Consider the following 15,638-nt stretch of genomic DNA (forward strand, 5'->3'; position numbering starts at 1 on the left):
ACAGATATTCTTCATAAGAAAATTATAATTTTTATTAACACATACTTATGCATATAATCAAACTTAATGCCATCGACTCGACCAATACGTTTTTAAGACAATTGAGTAATGAAGAATCTCTGGAGGATTATACAATTGTTATGGCCGATAAACAAACTAAAGGTCGCGGGCAAATGGGAACAACATGGAACTCTGAGCCAGGTAAAAACCTTATGGTTAGTGTGTTTCTTGATGTTTCGTTTTTGGATATTGAAGATAGTTTTTATATCAGTATGGCAACATCTTTAGCTATTTCAGAGGCTTTAAAAGCCTTTCAGATTAGAAATGTAAAAGTGAAATGGCCTAACGACATTTTGGCAGACCAAAAGAAAATATCTGGCGTTTTGATAGAAAATGTCATAAAGCATAATGCTTTACAAGCTACTATTATTGGGTTTGGTTTAAATGTTAATCAAACACAGCTTAAACAATTGCCTTCAGCTACATCTATGCAGGTTTTATCTGGACAATATTTTCATTTAAATGAAGTATTAGATGCCATCATTAATTCTTTAAAAAGATATGTTACTTTATTAAAATCTGGGCAATTTCAGCAGATTAAGCAGTTCTATGAGGCTACACTGTTTAGAAACAATAAACCTTCAACATTTGAAGATGCTGAAGGCGTATTATTTACTGGTTTTATAAAAGGGGTTACCCGTTCTGGTCATCTACAAGTGTTAATTGAAGATGATGTTCTTAAGGTATTTGATTTAAAAGAAGTAAAACTTTTATATTAAACCTGAGCAGGCATGTTACCAACTAAAGTTTCAATGAATTTACTGATTGGACCTTTAATCATCATGGCCATCATAGCGTTAAACTCGCCTTCAAAGATTAAAGAGACTTCGCTTTTTTCTGAAGCGATTTCGGTAATATGTCCTGTAAGAGAAAAATCTAGCTTACCACCAGCAGCTCCTAAAACAATTTTGTTTGGAGAAATGGCCTCTTTCTTTTTAAGTACAATTTCGGGCATGCCTTTTAAAGCAAATAAAAATTTGTCGTCTTCTAGAACCTCAAATTTGCTAATGTTTTCTGGCATCAGTTTTTCGAAGTTTTTTACATCAGATAAAAAATCAAACGTCTCTTGAGCTGATTTATCGATAGTTGTTTTAGGTGATTCTAATTTCATGTATACTATATATTTTTAATAGCTTGTAATCAAATAGCGTTCCATTCGCTAGGATTGGCATTCCAAAGTGCCAAAACTTCTTGTTCTTTAGAGTCGATATATTTTGTATCTAGCGCTTGTTCTAATAAAGTTTCATAATTACCTAATGTAAAAAGTTCGACACCAGCTTCTTTAAAATTTTGTTGAGCAACTTCAAATCCGTAAGAAAAAATGGCAACCATTCCTTTTACATTAACCTTGGCTTGCTTTAGTGCTTTTACAGCATTAAGGCTGCTTTTTCCGGTACTTATTAAATCTTCAACGACAACTACATTTTGTCCAGCTTCAATATAACCTTCAATTTGATTTTGGCGACCATGAGATTTCGCTTCTGGTCTTACATATATAAATGGAAGCCCAAGATATTCGGCAACCAACATCCCAATTCCTATTGCTCCAGTAGCTACACCAGCAATAACATCTACTTTACCGTAGTGAGATTCGATATGTTTGGCCATGGTTTCGCGAATATAGTTACGTATTGGAGGAAATGATAACACAATTCTGTTATCGCAATATATTGGAGATTTCCATCCAGAAGCCCATGTAAATGGATCTTTTGGCTGAAGTTTTATAGCGTTAATTTGTAGTAAAACTTCAGCAGTTTGTTTGGCAGTTTCTTTGTCAAAAATCATGTTGCAAAACTACGCTTTTTTGATAAAAATAATTTCAATCTTAAAATAAAAATTAATTTTAAAAATGATACTTTTACTTTTTGAAAACGGCTATTTAAATCTATGTATCAAATTTTCGTAAATGATAAACCTATTGTACTCACAACAAAGGTAGAACAAGAGAAAGGGTTTAAAAACTATTTACTCTCTACGGTAAATATAGGCAAAGTAATCAAAGAGCTTAATACAACTTCTTTGTCATCTGTTAGACTTATTGGAAATAAAAAAGATAAGCTGCTAAAAAAGTTTTTGAAATTATTACCTAATGTGGTTGCTGGAGGAGGTAAGGTTTTTAATGACAAGGGAGAGATTCTTTTTATTTACAGAAATGATAAGTGGGATTTACCTAAAGGCAAAATTGAAGGCAGTGAAACCATTGAAACAACAGCTATTCGTGAGGTCGAAGAAGAGACTGGTGTTACAGGATTAAAAATTAAAAAACCACTAAATACGACCTATCATATATTTAAGCGTAACGGAAAGCATAAAATTAAGGTGACTTATTGGTTTGAGATGGAAACTGGATTCAACGGCGAACTATATCCTCAAGAAAACGAAGGTATTACAAAAGTAGCTTGGCTAACATCTGATGAAAGTCAAGATGCACTCAATAATAGTTATGCTAATATAAAGTTATTGATTTAAGTGTTTTTTATGACATGATATGATTTTCGAATTAGTAATTCTGGGTCATAAGGTTTAGTGATATAGTCTTCAATGTCATAATCTAAATATCTTTCAATTTCGGAGGTCATTACATTAGCTGTCATCACTATAATTGGTGTATGTTTATTATGAGTTTCTTTTTCATATGAGCGTATCATTTTTGTAGCTTCCAACCCGTCCATGATAGGCATATGAACATCCATTAGAATAAGGTCTACAGTATTAGATTTATAGAGTTCGAATGCTTCTTTTCCGTTGTTTGCTTCAATAATTTTAGGTGATTTTAAATAATAACTAAAATCATCTTTGGCGACCATAATATTAAATTCGTCATCATCTACCAATAAGATATTAAGCTCCTTTAAATGTTGGCAGATATCATCAAATGCGATGAGTTGTTTTGATTTGTCAGCAATTGTGGTTATGTTTTCTTGAGTTATAGGTAGTTTAAGAAAAAAAGTACTTCCTATGTTCGGGGTACTCTCTACCCAAATTTCTCCGTGCAATAGATCGGTAAGTTTTTTTGAAATACTTAAACCTAAACCAGTGCCACCATAAATTTGAGATTTTGTTTTTTCGCCTTGTTCAAAAGGATTAAAAATAGTTTTTAACTTATCTTTAGAAATTCCAATTCCAGTATCATTAATTGTATATATAATCGAATTGTTGGAAGCAGATAAATCGATATTCACTAGCCCTTTTGATGTGAATTTTATAGCATTTCCTATTAGATTTGTTAAGATTTGATGTAATCTACTATCATCAGTTATTATTTGATTTGGGATATCTTTTGAGTATTGTGATGTAAGTTTTATGCCTTTTTCATTAGCTTTAATTTTTAGCATATTGATAACTTTATCTAAAACAAGACAAGGGTCTGTAGGCTGTAATTCAATATTAATTATACCAGATTCTATTTTAGATATATCTAAAATATCATTAATGAGTATGAGTAAGTTTTCTGAACTGTTTTTCATTGCTTCGAGGTAGTTGTTTTGAGTGCTTGGATGGTTTTTTCTCAGTAAAGCATTTGTCATTCCAGAAATAGCATGTATTGGAGTTCTTATTTCATGACTCATATTAGCAAGGAATTGTTGTTGTGTTGCTCAGAAATTTTGGCTTTGTTTCGTTCAACTTCAATAATTTGTTTTTGTTTGCGAATTAGTTTTAGTCTGTTTTTTAATATAAATAGAAAAGGAATGAGAATTAATAAAAGGACAAAGCTTGACCAAAAAAGAATACGTTGATTTGTTAGTTTTTGGTTGGATAAATCTTCAATAAGTTTTAGTTTTTCTTCTAATTCTTTACGATTGGTATCTTCTTGATTTATAACTGTGCGCTGGGTTCCAAGCTGAGAAGATAGTTGATTATAAATTAAATCATGATGTACTGTACGCTCGTAGTTTTTAAGCTCAAGATAAATGCCTTTGAGTTGGCTGTGTGCGTTAGATTGCTGTTGAATATAATGATGCTTTTTTGCAATGTCTAATCCTTTAAGTGTATAAGTTAACGCGCTATCTAATTCATTGAGATTGTAATAGCATGTGCCAATGTTAATATTTCTATGCGCATAATCCCTCATGTTAGTTGTAAGTTTTATACTTTTAATTATATGACTTAATGCAGCTTTGGGCTTATTTTCTTGAATAAATAAAGTATAGAATGAGTAATGAATTTTTGCTTTTAAATCATCATCGTTTTTAGAATAAGCTACATCAATTAATTTGTTTAAAATTTTATGTGCTTCTTCAATTTTTCCAGTTAAATGTAAATTAAATGCTAATGAACTTTTTAATTTAAATGCCAACTTTTCTAATTTTGATTCTTCAGCTAGTTTAATTGCTTTTTTATAGGTTTCAATACTCTTTTGGTATCTTGATTGGCTATGATAAATCCAAGCTAATCGATCAAAAAAATAAGGTGCAGTTTCTATAGCTTTTTTGTTTTGCTCATGACGTAATATTAGTTTTTCTAAATTTATAGCATTTAAATAGGCTTGATTATAATCTGCTGAAATGTCTAAATTAAATAGCATTATGTTGTAAGAAGTCAAAATTTCTTTTGAGAGATCATTTTCTTTTTTAGCAATGTTTAGCTCAGTTTTAAGACTATCTAATAAGGTTGTGTTTGAAGTATCTTGAGCTATGAGGTTAATGCTTGTTAAGACAAATATTATGAAGTGAAAAACCTTCATATTACTAAAGGTGTTTCTAGCCAAGTGATGAAATCTTCCTTTTTTCTTCTTGAAATAGGAACTTTTACACCGTTGGAAAGTGTTGCCAAGTATTGGTTTGAAAGCGTTTTTATATGAAGTTTATTTATGATGTGTGATTTATGACATCTGAAAAAACCTTTATTTCTAAGTAAGTCTTCTAAGCTTTTCAATGTTTTGGTAACAAGCTTTCTTTTATTGTTTGTTAAATTAATATAACTATAATTACGCTCTCCTTCAATACTAATTATGTTTTTTAATGCCAATTGTAGTTCACCTTGTTGTGTTCTTAACGTTAATACTTGAAGAGAAACATCTTTGGTTTTATAGTTAGATATAGCTAGGTTTAGATTATTACGATTATCAATTTTTTTAAATCGCTTTAAGGCATTTTTTAATTCGTCTATGTCAAAAGGCTTTAATAAATAGTCCAAAGCATTAAATCGAATAGCTTTTATAGCATAATGCTTATAAGATGTTATAAAGATTGTCTTGAAATTAACTTTTGAAAGTTTAGAAAGCATTTCAAAACCTGTCATATCAATCATTTCTACATCAAGAAAAATGAGGTCAGGTTTAAGGTTTTTAATTTTAGCAAGCCCTTCTTTTCCAGAGTTTGCAATAGCAATTATTTTTAAATCATTAAAATGACATTCTAGTTTGTCTTTTAATAAATCTTGAATAAAAGGGTCATCATCAATGATAATACATTTTATTTTGGAGTTTTTTTCAGAACAAAGATTAAGAGTCAAAATCGGAATCTTTAAGTTTAGATACTTCATTAATAGCCTCTTCTAATGTAATAATAATTTTTGAGACTAAATTGTTTAGCTCATTTTTTGACATGCTATTATATTCATATTCTAAGCGATTGATTGGTGTCATAACATTTTGTATTCCAAAAAATTGTAGTTGCGGACTCATTTTGTGTAGTATTTGTCTTGTCAATTTTCTGTCATCTTGTTCTAATGAAGTTTCGAGCTGTAATAACCGTTCAGATATTAATTCTAAAAATTGATTTAGATATTTTAGAATATGTTGTTTATTATTTCTCGAAATGGCTATGACATTATCAAGATTGATAATGTTAGTATCCCAATGAAGATTAATGTCTTTACTAGTCACTGTGTTGGTGCATTTATTTAAAGATACTAGATTATTATTCAATAACCTAAATCATTAATCAAGCGGTTTAATTTTGCTTATTTGCCGTTAGATTTACCGATAGATAAATGCTATGGTCTATGATAAATAACAATTGCTTTTCAAGAGAGTTGACAGTATTTTTATGTTAAATCTACCAGGTGTATCCGCTTCTGTTTTGGTTAATGCTATTAATTAATCATAAAATCAGTAATCATGAGAAAAAATGTTTTTTTATTGTCAATTATGACAATGTTTATTTTTGGATGTAGTACAGAATCTGTCAACGAAATTCAAGAGGAGAGTAAGGATTTATCGACGCAGATAGAGTCCTTAAAACTAATCGAGACTCTTAATACTAGTAGAGAGTTTAATGATATTATAAGTAATCACTTAGCAATGCAAAGAAATAATGGTAATAATGAACATGGTCTTGTTGTTGTACAAAACGGTTTGACTTTGCTTTATTTAATCTCGGGACCTGAATATAGTTTTTTTGTTGCTCCAGATAGATTTCAAGAAACTGTAACACTTCTACCTAATGGACGAGCTAAATTTGAGGTTAATACAAACGCTTTCTCAGTTAATATAAGAGACGCTGTTACTTTTGAACCCTTATACTCTAGTGTTTGTGCAGATGGAACAAATAATAGAATGCGGACTAAGGTTATTGCAAATTATTTGGAGTTAGTCTTCCCTACACCAGATGGTTTAGTTACGCTTTATTTTCCTCAAGAGCCATTTCAAACATCATCTATATTTAGAGTTGATGCAGAATTAAATGATGCACCATTAATATTTAATGGTGTTGACTTTGACTGTGGTGAATATACCGAAGAGAAAAGTCTTAGGTTGTGGAGAACACAGACAAATAATAATAATGAAAATGGACAAGATCAAAATCAACTTTTTGATTTCACGTTGCAATAAATTATAAAACTTGTTTTTTATGAAGAAGAGCGGTTAATTTTTTTGACACGCTCTTTTTCATTCTATACGATACACAGGATATTGTAAGTGTGCTTTTTCATAATGTTCACTTTGTTTGTGAAGCCAATCAAGTTGAGCATACCAATTATCAGCAAAGTCTTTGTCATAGGTTTTTTTTAGATTAAAATCGATTTGCAATTTTGGATTACGTTGCAATAATTCTGCAGCTTTATCCTCCCAAACATAAGGTGAAAAACCTTCCTTTTGCTGTAAAATAGTGTCAAAGAAATTCCAATTAAAAAACGAATCAGGCGCTTGTGGTTCTAAAGTCTCTATGATGTATCTTAATCCACGTTGATTGGTGTTTACGATCCAATCGCCTTTATGAAATTTGACATCTTCTTGATGACTTTCAATGTCGACATCGTAATGCGGATAATGACCTTCATAAGCTTGCTCTCTAGTTTTATAGTTTTTAATTCTGTACGATGTTACTCTAATCGTGGTGTCTTTTTTGATATGATGCATTGCTATGTTATGTTTATATAATGGAAAATGCACATTTCGCCAAGCCTTTGGAATAATATACGATTGTGGAATGTCTACTTCTAAACTAGGAACCATATAATTGTTATATGTCACTTCTTTAGTGAAGGGTTTTGTCCTATCGTATTTTAATCGAAGCGCTCCAGTTATGTCGCTTTCTACCATATTTCCTTCGTAACCTTTAAATTGTAGAGTTGTTGATTTGGTTGTGTCTATGGTCCATTGTAAAGGGTAAGTTTTTTTAGCGAGTGTTTCTTTTAATGCATTACGTCTCAATGTAGTAATTAATTCCCCTTCAGCTTCGGTAATTTCAATCATTGACTTCATGAGTTCATAAGTGCCTTCAACTCTTTGTTTATATGGTTTTAGCATATGTGTTTCAACCATCATGCCTAAGGTGTTCCATAGCGTTGTGTATCCTGTGGAATATCGTGGAGAGTCCATGAATTGGTTGAAACCTTCATCTGGAGTTCGGTTAAATACGTTGACATAAGGTGTAATGTCCCAATCTTTTTGAGCGAGTTTCTGTTCTAGTTGAGGCATCATTTTAGTATGCAAAAACTCACCTAGCTTTCCGCCTAGTTTATTATGTTGAGTGAATAAGTGAGTAAGTGTATATTGGTAATCTGCACCATTGCTTACATGGTTGTCAATAAAAACATCAGGTTGCACTAAGTTAAATATGGACTGGAAGGTTCTTGCATTTTGTGTATCGGTTTTGATGAAATCTCTGTTCAAATCATAATTTCGTGCATTACCTCTAAACCCATAAGCTTTTGGTCCATTTTGATTGGTTCGTGTTGTAGAATTTCGATTAAGGCAACCACCAATATTATAGACAGGAATGGCTACTAAAACCGTAGATTTTGGCATCTCTATTTTGCCCTGAACAATATCTCTAAATAAGAGCATTGTGGCATCAATACCATCAGATTCTCCAGGGTGAATACCATTATTGATGAGTAATACACGTTTATGCTCCTTAATTGCAGAAAAGTCAAAGTTGCCATCCGGATTAAGAATTACCATGTGTAACGGTTTACCAGCATCAGTATCACCAATAGCTTTAACCTTAATTTCATCATATACCCAGTCTAAGTCTTTGTAAAACTCAATAACTTGATCATAAGTTGCGGTTTCGGTTCCATTTGAGGTTTCATATGTTGTCGTAAAATTTTGTACGACTCGCTTTTGTTTTGAGCAAGACATCAAAATCAAACAAAGAAGTGCAAGTTTTTTCATGTTAATCATGATTATATTACAATTGTTAATATCGTTGTTTATTTCTTTCTGAATGAAAACTAATAACCACCCAAAGTTAATCTAAATTTGATTTATCCCTTTAAACTAATAGCTAAATGAAAGTTTTTATTTTGCCCTTTGGAAAAATTAAGATCTTAGGATCTAATATTGCCGAAATTATAATTAACGATGGTATAGTCATAGACTCAGATATGATTGATATATACCGTAACCTCATGTTGTCACATCTCGAAGTTCCTTTTTCGCTTTTAATCAATAAAGAGCATGGATATTCTTATACTTTTGATGCTCAAGTAGCTATGGGTAAATTGAGTGATGTCATTGCTTTTAGGGCTGTTGTTGTATATAGTCAAAGTGCAGAAATGGCGACTCAAATTGTTATGGATATCAATAAGCGTAATAATTGGAATATTAAAATTTTTAGAGAACGTCAAGAGGCATTAGATTGGTTATTAATGAGCCAAAATAATAAAAGCGCAATGTAGTTTTCTATATTAAAATTATTTAATTTAGCGCCACTTAAATTTTTAAGCATGTCGCAAACTACGAACACAATTTTAATGATTCGTCCTGTTAGATTTAGGATGAATGAGGAAACAGCCGTTAATAATTATTTTCAGGAAGAACTAGATTTAAAAAATACCGAAATAAACGCAAAGGCTCAGCAAGAATTTGATGCGTTTGTTGATAAATTACGTGCTGTTGGTGTTCATGTTGTTGTTGTCAATGATATTGCTTCAGACGATACGCCTGATTCTATATTTCCAAATAATTGGGTAAGCTTTCATGAAAATGGTGATGTGGTGCTTTATCCTATGTTTGCTGAAAACAGAAGGCGCGAGCGACGTGAAAATGTATTAATTCAACTAGAAGACGAGGGGTACAATATTGAAAATATCATTGATTACACTAGCGCAGAAAACGACAACCTTTTTTTAGAAGGAACAGGAAGTTTACTTTTAGATCGTATTAATTCAAAAGTCTATTGTGCCTTGTCGGCAAGAGCTGATGAAGAATTAGTGATTGAGTTTTGTGAAGATTTTGAGTGTACTCCAGTTATATTTACTGCTAATCAAACAGTTAACGGAGAACGATTACCCATTTATCATACAAATGTGATGATGTGTTTAGCTGAACGATTTTCAGTAATTTGTCTTGATAGCATCGATGATAAAAAAGAACGAAAAAATGTTCTTAAACATCTTAAAGCAGATGGGAAAGCTGTAATAGAAATTACAGAAGAGCAGATGCATCAATTTGCAGGGAATATGCTTCAAGTTCAAGGTCGAGATGGACAACGTTATTTAGTGATGAGTAAAGCTGCACATGATAGTTTAACACCTAAGCAGATTTTAGATATTGAGAAGTTTTGTCCTATTTTGTCGAGCTCATTGGAAACCATTGAAACCTGTGGAGGTGGTAGCGCCCGTTGTATGATGGCAGAAGTGTTTTTGCCTAAATTTTAGTCTAGTTTATTAAAAATATAACCTCCTTTTTCGGGCCCCAAATATGATTCCCTTTAGTGTCAAAACCTCGATCCCAAGAGATAATTTTGTCTTCTAAAATTTCAACCTCGCTTGTGGCATAAGCGGCACCATATAGAGTGCTTTCACATGTTTTTTCTCCTGTTTCCCCTTTAAAATAATTAGAATCTAATCGCTTTAGTAGTACCTCGCATCCTTCTTTTTTAGTCACTTGATCCATAGGCAAAGCGTCAAAAGCTTTAGGAGTTTTCCATTTGCCAATCCAAAGCGAATCTTGTTTGATGGTGTATATGGCAGAACTGTACATACTATCGTTCAATTGTGTTACCTCATAAATTCGTTGTCTATATGGTTTGTTTTGTCTTGCATTTAACGCTTGCTCAACATATAAAAAGTGCCCTTTATCTTCCCAAATAGGATACATATGTAAAGAGATGTTGAAGTACGTAGAATCTACTTGAGATTGAACTTCAGAATTGAATGAGCCTTGCATTAAAGCAAAGAGTTCTGTAAATGGTTGGGTTTGATTTCTTTTGAATTGTGTTGCTTCTCATTTTTGCAACTTAGTAAAACACAAGCTATGCATAGTATTGAAAAATATCTAATCATAATGGTCTCTTTTGTTGAAAGATACCAAAAAAATAATTAGTTTGCTGGCTTGATTTTTGGGAGTTCTACATAGAATTTTGTGCCTACACCTTGAGTGCTTTCTACCCAAATTCTACCATCGTTGAGTTCAACTAATTCTTTACAAATTGTAAGGCCTAACCCAGTGCCTTTCTCATTACTTGTGCCACGTGTCGTAAACGTTCCGTTTTGGAATAATTTGTCAATATTTTCTCTAGAAATACCAACGCCAGTATCTTCAATACATATTAAAGATTTTCCGTTGTGATCGGTATTTGACACTGTAATTACATCACCAACACGAGTGAATTTTACAGCATTAGTAATCAGGTTTTGAATGACAATTTCAATCATGCTTTTATCTGCATAAATAAAATCTCTATGGGATTCATCAATAAGAACAATACGCTTTTGCTCAACTTTTTGCTCAACTAAATTCATTTTAGTACGGAACACATCCTGAATATTGAACAGTTCAGGTTTAGGTTCTAAGTTTTGCATTTGTGATTTAGACCAATTCAACAAATTGAAGAGTAATTGGTTTGCACTATCTGCATTTTCACTAAGTTCGGGAACCAAATCATAAAATTCTTCACGAGAGATGCCATCTTCTTTTAATAAATCGATAAAGCCTTTTATTGAAGAGATAGAATCTTTTAAATCATGAGATACTATAGAAAATAGCCTGTCTTTAACACTATTCACTTCTTCTAGATGTTCTTTTTGTTTAGCGAACTCTTTATTTCTAAGTTCTATTTCTATATTTTTTTCTCGTAATTCTTGATTGAATTTTAAGGTGTTTTTGCGTTTTAGATAAATGAGTAATAGAATTGTAGAAACGATTAAGAAGGCAGCACCAAGTAGATAAGAAATAGCCTTTAGCTTCTTAAGCATAATTTCATTCTCCTCTTCTTTTTGCTTTAAGGCTATCGAATTAAATTCGTTATCATTATCTAAAGGTTCAACTTCTATTGGTTTAGTGATAACAGGAACTATTGGTTGATTCTCTTTATCTAATTCACTTTTTAAATTAAAATATTTGCCTTGCCAGAAAAAGGCATTTTGAAACCTTCCGTTGATAGAATCAATTTCTTTATGTAGTCTATAATTTTTAAGGAGTTCTGGTTTGTTGTTTATTTTTGTAGCAATAGCATAAGCTTCATTTACTTGAATTTCTGCTAATTTCACTTTTCTTTGTTGAATGTTTAATTCTCCAATAGCATTTAAAGCTCTTAAAATACCATCTTCGTTATTGACATCTCTGTTAAATTTGAGTCCTTCTAATAAATACTCTGCAGCTTTTTCATAATCTTTAAAACGTAAGTATTCGGCACCAATTCTTGGCAAGATTTCGCCTTTTAGCTTTTGATCTGTAAGCGGGTTTAATAATTTTAAAACCTTTTCGTAGTATTCAATTGCTTTTCGATGCTCTCTTCGTTCAGAATATAACAATGCCACATTTCTAGTTGAGGTCTTAATTCCAATACTATCTCTAAGTTGCTCCCTAACATATAGTGCTTTAATATTAAATTCTAAAGCTTTATCAATCTGATTCGTATTGTAATAAGCTTCAGCCAAATTATTATAAGCAGAGCTCAGTTCGTCATTAAGATTTCTGGACTCAAAGGTTTGAATGGCAGATAGTGAATTCTCTAATCCAACACTGTAATTGCCGCGTTTTATTTCAATTAAACCAATACTGTTATTGACTTTCGCAATACCTAAAGTATCTCCTAGCTGATTATAATAGCGTTTTGAACGATTGTAACCATCTATGGCATTGTAGTAGTCATCTTTTTGTGCATAAATTAATGCCTTATAATAATTAACATCAGCAATACCTTTAGTATGATTTAAAAGTTTAGCAAGACGTTCAGTATTATCAATGTATGTCAATGCTTTTTTATAACTCTTAGCATCATATAGGGCCTTTACTAAACGTATGGATGTATCGACTTTTGATGAGTCCTGATTTTGAAAAGATAAATGTACGGTAAGACTATCTATCTCATTTGTTTGGGAGTAACAAAAGAGAGACACACATAACACAGCTAATGTTATTAACTGCTTCATACGTGAGCTAGGGTATTAATGATTGCAAAACTATTCTTACACGAAATTTCCTTGAGGGTCGGATGATTAACGTGCTTAAACAAAATTGTCAATCTCAATAATGATTGATTATTAAGAGTCATCAACGTTTGGGACTTTGATTAATAGCAATATCAAAAATCAATAAAAACGTTCTGAAACCCTAATTTTTGGGTTTTAATACCTATAAATTAGTTAAAGTGACGATTGAAATTATTAAAAACATCGACGAATAGATTAACAGCAAAAATCATGGAAAAACGGTAGGTTTATCGATGAAATGCATACTAATGCTAAATAATTGATAATTAATTGATTACATATATTTAGACTTTTGTTTAACTGTTGTAATTTAATGTGTTTTCTAATAGTTAAATACGTAATAAACTCAGTAATATCACTTAAAAATTTAATAAAAAGTCTATCTTTGCAGACTTAAAATTACAAGAAAAATGACGCTTCAGGATACACTTTCACTTAATGTAAAGCAGGCCGTTAAGTCTGTTTTTAATGCGGAATTAGAATCGGTAGAATTTCAAGCAACTCGAAAAGAGTTTGATGGAGATATTACGGTTGTAGTATTCCCAATGTTAAGGGTTGTCAAAGGAAATCCAGTGCAAATTGGTGAACAAATTGGTGAGTATTTAGTACAACATGTCGATCAAGTTAAGACCTATAATGTGGTTAAGGGGTTTTTGAATATTGAAATTAGTGATGTGTATTATACAGCGTTTTTCAATAGTATTAAAGATATAACCAATTACGGTTTTGTAAAGCCAACGGCTAATGACAAAGCGGTTATGGTAGAATATTCTTCGCCAAACACAAATAAGCCACTGCATTTAGGCCACATTAGAAATAACCTGTTGGGATATAGTGTCTCTGAGATATTAAAAGCTTCTGGTAAAAAAGTGTATAAGACTCAAATTATTAATGATAGAGGAATTCATATTTGTAAAAGTATGTTGGCTTGGAAACGCTTTGGAAATGGAGAAACACCACAATCGTCTGGATTAAAAGGCGATAAGTTGGTAGGTAATTACTACGTGAAGTTTGACCAAGAATACAAGCAAGAGATACAACAGCTTATTTCTGAAGGACAGTTGGAAGCGGATGCAAAGAAAAACGCGCCGATTTTACTAGAAGCTCAAGCTATGCTCCGTAAATGGGAAGCTGGTGATGCTGAAGTTGTTGCCTTGTGGGAAACTATGAACGGTTGGGTATATGATGGTTTTAATACAACCTATAAAAATTTGGGCGTTGATTTTGATACCTTATATTATGAAAGTCAAACCTATTTATTAGGAAAAGAGTTTGTTGTCGAAGGCTTAAAAACAGGCGTTTTTTTTAAGAAAGACGATGGTTCTGTATGGTGCGATTTAACCGAAGATGGTCTAGATGAAAAAATCGTATTGCGTAGTGATGGTACCGCTGTGTACATGACGCAAGATATTGGTACCGCAATCCAACGTGTTAAAGATTTTCCTGATGTAGGAGGTATGGTGTATACAGTTGGAAATGAGCAAGAATATCACTTTCAGGTGTTGTTTTTAATTATTAAAAAACTAGGCTTTGAATGGGCTGAAAATTTATATCATTTAAGTTACGGAATGGTCGATTTGCCTTCCGGAAAGATGAAGAGTAGAGAAGGAACAGTTGTTGATGCCGACGATTTAATTGTAGAGATGGCACAAACGGCCGAAGAGATTTCTGAAGAACTAGGCAAACTTGATGGGTATTCTGAAAGTGAGAAGCAAGCACTCTATAAAACTATAGGCTTAGGCGCTCTAAAATACTATATTCTGAAAGTAGACCCCAAAAAACGTATTTTGTTTGATCCTAAGGAATCTATAGATTTTCAGGGAAATGCAGCGCCTTATATTCAGATGGCTTACGCAAGAATTCAATCAATATTACGTAAATCAAATATTGATGCCAGTGTTACACTGAGCGCAGTCGAAGTGTCTTTACACGACAAAGAAAAAGAATTGCTTAAACAATTAGAATTATTTCCTGAAGTGATTCAAAATGCGGCAAGTCATCATAGTCCAGCGCTTATTGCAAACTACATTTATGATTTAGTAAAAGAATTTAATTCATTTTATCAAAATGTATCTATCCTAGGAGCCGATAAGGAGAGTGATAAAGTATTTCGTGTGCAACTAGCTCAAACCGTTGCAAATGTTATTAAAAATGGGTTCAGTTTGCTTGGAATTAACGTTCCAGAGCGTATGTAATTATTCAAAAGTACCTTTATGTTTAATAGCTTGTTTCACATGAGCTAAGTGATGATTACTATGCCATGCATAAGTGCCAATGGTTTCGTCAATTCTAAAACGTTTTCCGTGTTCTGGATGTACAAACTCTCTTGAAAGTTCTTCTTCGGAAATGTGACGCAAAAGTTTACCTAGTTTGGCATGAAGTCCTTTTAGTAGATGTAAAGTGTCGTTAAGATTATCGTCAGTTCCATCAACCAAATTTGCCCAGCGATCTTCGTAGTAAGGTCGTATTGTTGGAGTGTCTTCAGTAAGCGCCAATTTAAAACGAATAATACTATTCATATGACTGTCGGCACAATGATGAACCACCTGCTTAATGTTCCAGCCATTAGGACGATACGTCCATTGTAATTCTTCTTGAGATAAATTCTTAGTAGCAATTTCCATAGCTTTTGGAAACTGTTCTATATCTTGTATCCAATTGGTAATCATTTCAGAAGTAATAATTTCAGGTTTTTGAAATTCCCCAATTGGAAATTTTAGTTTTTGTAAGGTGTTGTTTGTCATGTTAAT

16 protein-coding genes are annotated in these 15,638 nt (G+C 32.1%); 6 read left to right on the forward strand and 10 right to left on the reverse strand.

Features of this window, described 5'->3' with window-relative positions; all coding sequences use genetic code 11:
- Window positions 1–47 precede the first annotated feature (47 nt).
- Window positions 48–779, forward strand: a complete 732-nt coding sequence (locus ACTU6T_RS11290) for a biotin--[acetyl-CoA-carboxylase] ligase (protein ID WP_460218300.1) — start codon at window positions 48–50, stop codon at window positions 777–779.
- Here ACTU6T_RS11290 and ACTU6T_RS11295 read toward each other — a convergent pair.
- Window positions 776–1,171, reverse strand: a complete 396-nt coding sequence (locus ACTU6T_RS11295) for an SRPBCC family protein (RefSeq protein WP_460218301.1) — start codon at window positions 1,169–1,171, stop codon at window positions 776–778. The two genes, ACTU6T_RS11290 and ACTU6T_RS11295, sit on opposite strands and share 4 nt — an antisense overlap.
- A gap of 29 nt (window positions 1,172–1,200) precedes the next feature.
- A complete protein-coding gene (gene pyrE, locus ACTU6T_RS11300; RefSeq protein WP_460218302.1) occupies window positions 1,201–1,845 on the reverse strand; it encodes an orotate phosphoribosyltransferase in 645 nt (214 codons plus the stop codon).
- A 102-nt stretch (window positions 1,846–1,947) separates the two neighbouring features.
- Between pyrE and ACTU6T_RS11305 the strand changes: the two genes are divergently transcribed.
- Entirely contained in the window at window positions 1,948–2,529 is a 582-nt protein-coding gene (locus ACTU6T_RS11305) for an NUDIX hydrolase (RefSeq protein WP_460218303.1), read from the forward strand.
- Here ACTU6T_RS11305 and ACTU6T_RS11310 read toward each other — a convergent pair.
- Genes ACTU6T_RS11310 through ACTU6T_RS11325 form a run of 4 tightly spaced genes read right to left on the reverse strand, consistent with a single transcriptional unit; the run spans window position 2,526 to window position 5,887 of the window.
- Window positions 2,526–3,629, reverse strand: a complete 1,104-nt coding sequence (locus ACTU6T_RS11310) for an ATP-binding protein (protein ID WP_460218304.1) — start codon at window positions 3,627–3,629, stop codon at window positions 2,526–2,528. The two genes, ACTU6T_RS11305 and ACTU6T_RS11310, sit on opposite strands and share 4 nt — an antisense overlap.
- Window positions 3,626–4,744 (reverse strand): hypothetical protein, encoded by a 1,119-nt coding sequence (locus ACTU6T_RS11315; protein ID WP_460218305.1) that lies wholly within the window; start codon window positions 4,742–4,744, stop codon window positions 3,626–3,628. Before ACTU6T_RS11315 ends, ACTU6T_RS11310 begins: the two co-directional genes overlap by 4 nt.
- Window positions 4,741–5,544, reverse strand: coding sequence for a LytR/AlgR family response regulator transcription factor (locus tag ACTU6T_RS11320; protein WP_460218306.1), 804 nt, complete (start codon window positions 5,542–5,544; stop codon window positions 4,741–4,743). The genes ACTU6T_RS11315 and ACTU6T_RS11320 overlap by 4 nt, the downstream gene beginning before the upstream one ends.
- Window positions 5,504–5,887, reverse strand: coding sequence for a hypothetical protein (locus tag ACTU6T_RS11325; protein ID WP_460218307.1), 384 nt, complete (start codon window positions 5,885–5,887; stop codon window positions 5,504–5,506). Before ACTU6T_RS11325 ends, ACTU6T_RS11320 begins: the two co-directional genes overlap by 41 nt.
- A 234-nt stretch (window positions 5,888–6,121) precedes the next feature.
- On the opposite strand from ACTU6T_RS11325, the gene ACTU6T_RS11330 reads away from it, so the two are divergent.
- The gene (locus tag ACTU6T_RS11330) at window positions 6,122–6,835 is read left to right on the forward strand and encodes a globin family protein (protein WP_460218308.1); all 714 of its coding nucleotides are present in this window, start codon (window positions 6,122–6,124) and stop codon (window positions 6,833–6,835) included.
- A gap of 57 nt (window positions 6,836–6,892) precedes the next feature.
- Here the strand turns inward: ACTU6T_RS11330 and ACTU6T_RS11335 are convergent, their stop codons facing one another.
- Complete coding sequence (locus ACTU6T_RS11335; RefSeq protein WP_460218309.1) at window positions 6,893–8,623, reverse strand: M14 family metallopeptidase; 1,731 nt, start codon at window positions 8,621–8,623, stop codon at window positions 6,893–6,895.
- Window positions 8,624–8,739: 116 nt separating this feature from the next.
- On the opposite strand from ACTU6T_RS11335, the gene ACTU6T_RS11340 reads away from it, so the two are divergent.
- Both ACTU6T_RS11340 and ctlX read left to right on the forward strand, forming a co-directional pair.
- Entirely contained in the window at window positions 8,740–9,129 is a 390-nt protein-coding gene (locus ACTU6T_RS11340; protein ID WP_460218310.1) for a hypothetical protein, read from the forward strand.
- Window positions 9,130–9,177: 48 nt separating this feature from the next.
- The gene (gene ctlX / locus ACTU6T_RS11345) at window positions 9,178–10,110 is read left to right on the forward strand and encodes a citrulline utilization hydrolase CtlX (protein WP_460218311.1); all 933 of its coding nucleotides are present in this window, start codon (window positions 9,178–9,180) and stop codon (window positions 10,108–10,110) included.
- Window position 10,111: 1 nt separating this feature from the next.
- On the opposite strand, the gene ACTU6T_RS11350 is transcribed toward ctlX, so the two are convergent.
- Both ACTU6T_RS11350 and ACTU6T_RS11355 read right to left on the reverse strand, forming a co-directional pair.
- Window positions 10,112–10,621, reverse strand: a complete 510-nt coding sequence (locus tag ACTU6T_RS11350) for a chromophore lyase CpcT/CpeT (RefSeq protein WP_460218312.1) — start codon at window positions 10,619–10,621, stop codon at window positions 10,112–10,114.
- Between the two features lie 152 nt (window positions 10,622–10,773).
- Window positions 10,774–12,828, reverse strand: coding sequence for an ATP-binding protein (locus ACTU6T_RS11355; RefSeq protein ID WP_460218313.1), 2,055 nt, complete (start codon window positions 12,826–12,828; stop codon window positions 10,774–10,776).
- A gap of 470 nt (window positions 12,829–13,298) precedes the next feature.
- Between ACTU6T_RS11355 and argS the strand changes: the two genes are divergently transcribed.
- A complete protein-coding gene (argS, locus tag ACTU6T_RS11360) occupies window positions 13,299–15,083 on the forward strand; it encodes an arginine--tRNA ligase (RefSeq protein ID WP_460218314.1) in 1,785 nt (594 codons plus the stop codon).
- Here argS and ACTU6T_RS11365 read toward each other — a convergent pair whose 3' ends face one another.
- Window positions 15,084–15,632 (reverse strand): YfiT family bacillithiol transferase, encoded by a 549-nt coding sequence (locus ACTU6T_RS11365; protein ID WP_460218315.1) that lies wholly within the window; start codon window positions 15,630–15,632, stop codon window positions 15,084–15,086. It abuts the gene before it with no gap.
- Between the last annotated feature and the right edge of the window lie 6 nt (window positions 15,633–15,638).

The organism is Psychroserpens citreus (assembly GCF_055686305.1).